This window comes from Candidatus Zixiibacteriota bacterium (assembly GCA_021159005.1).
GTDB lineage: Bacteria > Zixibacteria > MSB-5A5 > UBA10806 > 4484-95 > JAGGSN01.
In genome coordinates, this window is the sequence record JAGGSN010000218.1 from 1 (window position 1) to 7,275 (window position 7,275).

General features: G+C 41.3%; 3 protein-coding genes. All 3 read right to left on the reverse strand.

All coding sequences use genetic code 11. The annotated features are described in order from the left end of the window. Window positions 1–112 precede the first annotated feature (112 nt). Complete coding sequence (gene lipB / locus J7K40_14570; GenBank protein MCD6163622.1) at window positions 113–817, reverse strand: lipoyl(octanoyl) transferase LipB; 705 nt, start codon at window positions 815–817, stop codon at window positions 113–115. Between the two features lie 470 nt (window positions 818–1,287). Continuing rightward, a complete protein-coding gene (locus J7K40_14575; GenBank protein ID MCD6163623.1) occupies window positions 1,288–4,761 on the reverse strand; it encodes a carboxypeptidase regulatory-like domain-containing protein in 3,474 nt (1,157 codons plus the stop codon). A 335-nt stretch (window positions 4,762–5,096) separates the two neighbouring features. After that, complete coding sequence (locus J7K40_14580; GenBank protein ID MCD6163624.1) at window positions 5,097–7,007, reverse strand: T9SS type A sorting domain-containing protein; 1,911 nt, start codon at window positions 7,005–7,007, stop codon at window positions 5,097–5,099. Window positions 7,008–7,275 lie beyond the last annotated feature (268 nt).

Here is a 7,275-nt window from a genome sequence, read left to right on the forward strand (position 1 = left end):
ATTAATTCTTCGACAGCAAAATATAAGTTTATGACAAGTAAAAATCCGAATTTTATATAAATTATAGAAATTGACAGGGTTTAATATATTGATATTAGCCAGATTTTATTTATCAGACAGTAACCTGTTTGCCGATTATCTCTTTTATATCTTTTACAATTTCCGGTTTGTATCCAAATTGATTTATAAAATTGTCAATTAGGATTTCTCTTACTGTGCCCATGTCTGTTTTCGTCCCCAGCATCGATGAAATTGAGCCGTTAGGAAAACCCTCAATTCCCCACGGATTAATCAAGTTGACATAATCAAAATTGTTGTTCACATTTATCGTAAGCCCGTGATAACTAATCCATCTGAATACAGCAACGCCAATAGCCGCTATCAAATGATTTTTAACCCATACTCCGGTCATTGTTTTCCGAGTGTTTGCCATCAAGTTCATATCTTTTAGCACGGATATAATTATGCTTTCCAGATCTTTAAAATAATTATGAAGGTCTTTACCTCGGGCGCTAAGATCGATTATGGGATATGCCATCAATTGACCCTGACCATGATAAGCAATACCCCCATTGCGTTCAATTTGACAAATTTCAATTTTCTGCTTTTTAAGCTCGGCTCTCGAAACCAGCAAATCGGTTTTTGATGAGTTTCTTCCCATAGTAATAACCGGTTCATGTTCGGTTATAATTAGACAGTTAGGAATTTTTTCTTCATAACGAAGCTGCACCAATTGTTTCTGCATATTCCAGATGTCAATATATTTAGTTTGTTTCAGGCTTAATATACAAAGCCTTTCCTGTTCATGGTTGTTCATGTCAAAGTTTCCTTTATAGAATCAAATTCAGCAAGCTAAAAGTCCAACAATTCCCGCATCAAACAGCTATCGAAAAAGAAGGGCTTCAAACCAGCGCAACTTCTAACTCCTCAAATGCATTATGTATGCGAAGGTCTTGCATATTTAAACGCTGATAATTGTTTTAAGTTCCATTATTATTTCACGGGTGCGCCAAATTAACAACTTCTAATACTACCTCCAAGCCTGCTATTCGTAAGCATTGGTAAATTACTTCAATCAATCTACAGAGTTATTCAACTCCGATTTTTCTCCCAGACTTTCTCCAGAATAAATTTTAGAAAGCATAATGTAAAAGCGCATAGATTGCGGCTTTTATAGGATAAATCATGTTAATTAATAATAGCGACAAAAGCAAACATTATTTTCGATTTTTTTCAATAAAATGAAAAGGCGGCCTTGCGACCGCCTTTGAGTTTAAATATCAGAAACTACTTGGTGGAACCATTCGGTATAACTCTGCCCTGAACAGGGGGAGTTGCACAGTTTGGCCAACCAGTAGGTGCAGTTGCCGGTGGAGGATCGAAAGTCGGATCAACAGGATGCCAGCAAGGCAAGTAATCAGCACACCACAGGATATCCTGGGCGCCTCTGAAATAGCCTACAAGCTTGATAACGTCGCTGCCCATTACGATACAGTCGCCGTTAGCATCTGCGCTTGCCCAGAAATATGGATTGGCAGCTTCCGAATTATGCATCATGCATGGAACCGAAGCAGTCGAACCCTTGAAATAGTTAACTAAAAAGGTAACATCACCGCCAATTACTCTCGGTATCCACAAACCCAATGACTGGTTGACATCACCAGCCATATATTGAAAACAATCCGGAGCCGCCGGACTCATCTCAACATCGAGCACAGTGGTATTGCCGGATGTAACGATAACTCCCGCAATAGTAGTATCATTATAATCATCGTGCGAGAACTCGACATCATAAGTGCAAGCATCAACATCCGAAAGAGTATATTGACCGTTTTCATCGGTATAACCGTCTAATCCAAAGCCTACTACTTCAACAAAGACATTTTCAATCGAATCGCCCGTGGAAGCGTTTGTAACAACACCCGTTATAACGCCGGGAACTCCAGTGTCTTCATGCCAGAGTATTGCCAACCCATCGACAAGCCTGTTTGCGGGATTGTCGTCATCGCAAAGATAGCTTAAACCATCAAGAGTATAGGGATCTTCAACATCATATTCTATACCAATTGTTGATTCCTGTCCCTGGCCGCTCGGCAGATGTTCCGAAACATTGTTGTATTGATAAAGCAATGTGCCGTCTTCGTAAAATATCACTTCAAATTCAAGCGTATCGTCATCATCGTAGGATGACACATTCCACTGGACAATAGTGTAATCGTTGACAGGTTCATCGAAATATTGGTAATATACGCCCTGCCCAATTTCATACTGCACTTTCGCTTCATTCCAATTTACCATTGCCATTGGCGCATACGGCGTTGTTTCGCTGGGAACAGGACAATCATTCGTCATCAGCCAACTGCTGCGATGGCCAATATGAACCGAACCGTGCGAATTAACCCAGATTGTATCGAATTCTACGCCGTAAAACTCGAAACGGAATCCCAGATATAAAGGATCCGACATGAAGTAATGGCTCCCTGGTTCAATTTGAGTTCCTGTGCTGGAAATATCAATCCAGTTAAAAACAGGTCCGCATGGCACTGTATTGTCTTTAAACCTGTGGCCATAGTTATCCGGACCGCCTACCCCCTGATGTTGATAACAGGTTATTGTTACAGTCATCGAATCGTTTGAAGTTTCTTCATCATCAGGATTTATCACGGTTAGATAGAAATAATAATCGCCGGGCATTTCCGGTGTGAAATCGACACCGAAAACCTGTTGAGCTGAACTTAAGCTGTCGAGCACAATGCCTGTTATTGTTTCATTGTATACGTCGTTATCAAGGCCGTCGTCTATGGTCAAATTCAAATCGAAAGTCTGCTGTTGATAGCCCGGATTCTCAACTGTAATTGCCGGCGTATAAGACTCATCAATAAGCATGAAATCAATTGGCGCATCAAGAGATACCAATCCAATATCATCAGCTGGGATAGCCCAGGACATATTGACATCAAGATTGATAAATCCGCCTTCAGTCAGAATCTGTCCCGTAACAGTTGTATCCTCAAAAAGATTTCTTGAAAATCTGATATCATAAGTATTTGGGAAAAGCGAAAATTCGTAATAGCCCGCCGCATCGGTAGTATCGGTTGCCCATAAAACTTCATGTCCGTCCAAAATCTCAACTATAACCGAATCCAAAACATTAGCGCCGGTTTCCTCATATACATAGCCGCTGATAATTCCTTCCAGCATGGGATTTAGCGAAATGTCTAAACCGGCAACAAGATTTTCCTCAACTAATATGCCAGCTACAGTTGAATCATGATGAGTATATATGGAGAAATTTACCGAATAAGTACCAGGTGATAAAGCCATATAATAATCACCGTTGACATCAGTAATATCAGTACCGGAGACGACCATAACGCTGTCGTAAGCGGTAACCGCTACCGAATCGATAGGCGTTGTTCCGTCAAGTTCGGTTACGGTTCCCGAAATCACTCCGGGCAATGTGCCCAGACTATCGCTTCGGCTGTAAGCCATTTCCTGATAGCTGTTGCTGCTTGACGGGTAATTCGTGGAATACAAACAATGTAAAACATCCGTATTAGTTATGAGCACCGATGGTATATATGTTCGGTCAAAGGTAGGCACGGGATCATAATTAGATACCGGATCGAGAGCCGCCGACCAGTGTAAACCGTAATCGAATGAATAGCTGGCATAAATCTGGCGATTAGTGGAGCCGGGAGGCTGTTCATCCAAAATTGCAATCATTGTGCCGGTGGTAGTAACCGCTATATCGGGAGCATACATGTCATAGCTTTGACCAGCCCAAATCATAGTCTCATTCCAGTTCGCTCCGCCATCGGTTGTGCCCACATACATCGCCGTATCGTTGTAGGCATAAATTATATGCACATGCCCGGCAAACGGCTTAGCTTTAATCTGGGGATAGACTATTGAGTAGGTGGCTATTGATACCACACTGTCTGAGGTCTCGCTTGAAAATGACGTTCCGCCATCAGTAGATACACCATAAAGGATTCTGCAATCAGTGCTTGAATAATAGTCACGCCAGACGACATGTATATTGTTATTAACATCAACGTCAATATCGGGCATAGCTGAATGATGGCCGTTTCGAAAAGAAATATAACGATCCGCAGAACGGCCTGTCCAGGTGTCGCCATAGTTGGATGACATGGAATAAAATATCTTGGATGTATCCTGAGCATTTTTCTGATTCCAGACAACATGAATGTTGTCATCATTATCAATGGCTATATTCGGGGAATTCGCAGTAACAAATGACGTAGTATCGCTTATTGGAAAATCGGTATTTGAATGCGCCCAAGAAGTTCCGCCATCACTGGACATTACCATCATGATTTCGATAGTGGTATCAAAGTTGGCGGTGATATAATCCTCCGGCCAGACAACATATATCCAGCCAACGCTGTTTACGGCAATGTCAATTCGGCGCGCGCCATAGATGCCCATGTTATACACGCCGTCGCCGTCATTAGCGCTAATCATTTGATCCCCTGATGTGCCGCTCCAAGTTACGCCGTTATCAGTCGATTTAGAAAAATGTACTTCGTAGGGAATAGGATAATCTGACTGAGCCCATACAGCATACAATTCATAGTTTGGCCCAACTGCAAACGCCGGACAATATACTTTTGTGTTAGTTGGAGCAAATGAGCTTATATACTGTTCGCCGGAAGCGCCCGACCATTCGGCATAAGCAAAATTGAATGCTGTTAGCGCAATTAGTATTGCTAATGCGCTAATTTTAACAAATCTCATAGATTTCTCCTTCATTTTAAAAAATCTTAAATTTCCTGATTCCCATTAAACTAAGTTAAATTAGATGATTAAGTTTTCTAAAAATTACAATAATTATATTAAAGAACAAATTCTTCGGAGTATGAAAACACTATACTCCTTCCCCTGCATAACTTTTTCCCAAAGTCAAGGTAAGGACTCTACCGTTACTTGTCAAGCATATTATTGACAACAACTTCCAAGCGGCTATTGACAAAAACCAATTATTGTTATCGTTTTCTCACATTTATTTAGCCGCTCTGTTTTAGATATTTTTAGCTAAACCTCCATTAAGTTAAAATATGCAATTCTAATAATTACTTCAAAAACAGCATCTTGCTATGACCAGTCTTATCGCCAGCTTCAATCTGATAAAAATATACGCCGCTAACAATATTTTCCCTATCCGATAAATCCCACTTGACCGTATTAACTCCGGTTTGACCATTGCCACTAAGCTGGTCAACAAACCTGCCGTTAATATTATAAATGGTCAGCTTGTAATTTACCGCTTGCTCAAGATTGAATTGAATAATCGTACTGCTGTTGAAAGGGTTTGGGTAGTTCGATAAGGCTAAATAATCTTTTGGAACAACAGCAGGGTTTTCATCCATAGAGGATTGCGGCTCTCCGCCGGAGATAACAAAAACCTTACCGCCTTCGTCGCCAAGCATCTGCGTGCCGGCAATAATGTCTTCAAAGCCGTCGCCGTTCACATCCCCGATATTGCGAACCGAGAACGGCTTGGCGCCTACATTGCATTGCCATAAATGAATACCTCTGGCTCCATCAATCAGAAATACTTCATGAGCAAACGAACCGGCAATAACTTCCGGAATGCCATCCCCATTTATATCATCGACATAATCGATTGCCCAGACATCATCCCAACAGCCACAGCGCCAGATTTCGGAACCATCAACACCTGAGTAAGCATAAGCATAATTGCTCCATGAAGCTACTAAAACGTCTTCATAATCATCGCCATCTAAATCGGGACAAGAAACAACTTTCATAATATATGTGTTTAGCGGTGTTTCCCAAAGTATCATACCCTGCCCGAATCGATGACCCGAAAAAGCCATAATACCTCTATTGCTCCAGGTGCCTACTATAACATCATCATATTCGTCATCATCAATATCCTTAATTGTGCAAACCGAAAAGGTGTTGGCATTCGTGTTAAACATCCAAAGCGGAATCCCTGATCCGTGAGAGGCTCCTGAAATACAGTAAACGAATTCACCATAATCCATAGAGGCGAATACCGCTTCATCCAAACCGTCATCATTAATATCAGCCAGCGGGGCTATTTGGGAAACAGCATCATCGGCAGTATATTGCCAGATTAATTCTCCGGTTGCGCCATTAAGGCAGTAGGCTTTATCAGCATCGCTGCCAGCACTGGCAAGAACATCAGAAATACCATCGCCATTTAAGTCATTGATTTTAGCAACCGAATATATCCAGCCGCTTGGAGGATATGTATAAGTATCATACGACCATATAGCAGCTCCGGTCAGTCCATCGATAGCAAAAATAGTCCTGCTTCCCCAGGCGCCGCCTCGGAGAATATCTTTATAGCCATCGCCATTCAAATCATCAGTATAAGCTACACACTTATCGCCCCAACCGCCGGAATTAGAAGGGCCGCCCTGAGGCTGAACAGACCAAATGATTTCCGTATAGTCGTTTCCCGAACCGGACAGGCAAACTAAGGGATCGCCTACCGCCCCCGCATCAAAGCCCTCCGCAATGACATCAGGTATTCCATCACCGTTGTAATCATCAACTGCCTCGACGCATTCGACATTTTCTATATGCTGAAATGACCAGATTTTTTCTCCCGGTTGGAAGGCTCTGGTACCATTAGCTGATATATCCAGGTTATATTCGGGATTGGCGCCGTTATTATAGAAGATTATATCATCGTTATAAGGGATTTCAGAACTTGGCGTAAACGTGCAAGCAACTATTACGGAGTCGCTGGGAGCAATTACCAGAGATTCCGGAATTGAAATATAAAATGGCGATTCAAAACTGCAGGAATATATAAAAAGAGATTGGTTGCCCGTATTACTCAGCGTCAGGTCTCTTTGCTGAGAACCGCCCCCAATTGAAATATAGCCAAATTTAAGCGGGGCCGGACTAACCTCCAAAACCGGCTGTGCTAATAGTATCCCTGTAAAAACTAATAGCAAGATAGAAATTTTCAACAATTTAATCATAGGCTTCCACCTTTCTTTTATTCTGTTAAACCACTGACTTAACTACGTAAATTCATCAAATAAAGTTGAGTATTTTACCTCTAAAATACTGTTTTTTTTCACGCTTCTATACTCTCTCAGTTGCTTATAAAAATATACAGTTGCTATAACTCCCATCTAAACATAATTCATATAATTATATTGTCAAGCATTAAATACATTGTTAAGTGCCTATATAGCCGGAGTTTAACACTTGCGTTTTGATAAGGCACAGCGCTGTAATATGTTA

Coding starts and splice junctions, on each gene's coding strand:
- J7K40_14580 (MCD6163624.1), bottom strand. CDS start 7,007: ATGATTAAATTGTTGAAAATTTCTATCTTGCTATTAGTTTTTACAGGG.
- J7K40_14575 (MCD6163623.1), bottom strand. CDS start 4,761: ATGAGATTTGTTAAAATTAGCGCATTAGCAATACTAATTGCGCTAACA.
- lipB (MCD6163622.1), bottom strand. CDS start 817: ATGAACAACCATGAACAGGAAAGGCTTTGTATATTAAGCCTGAAACAA.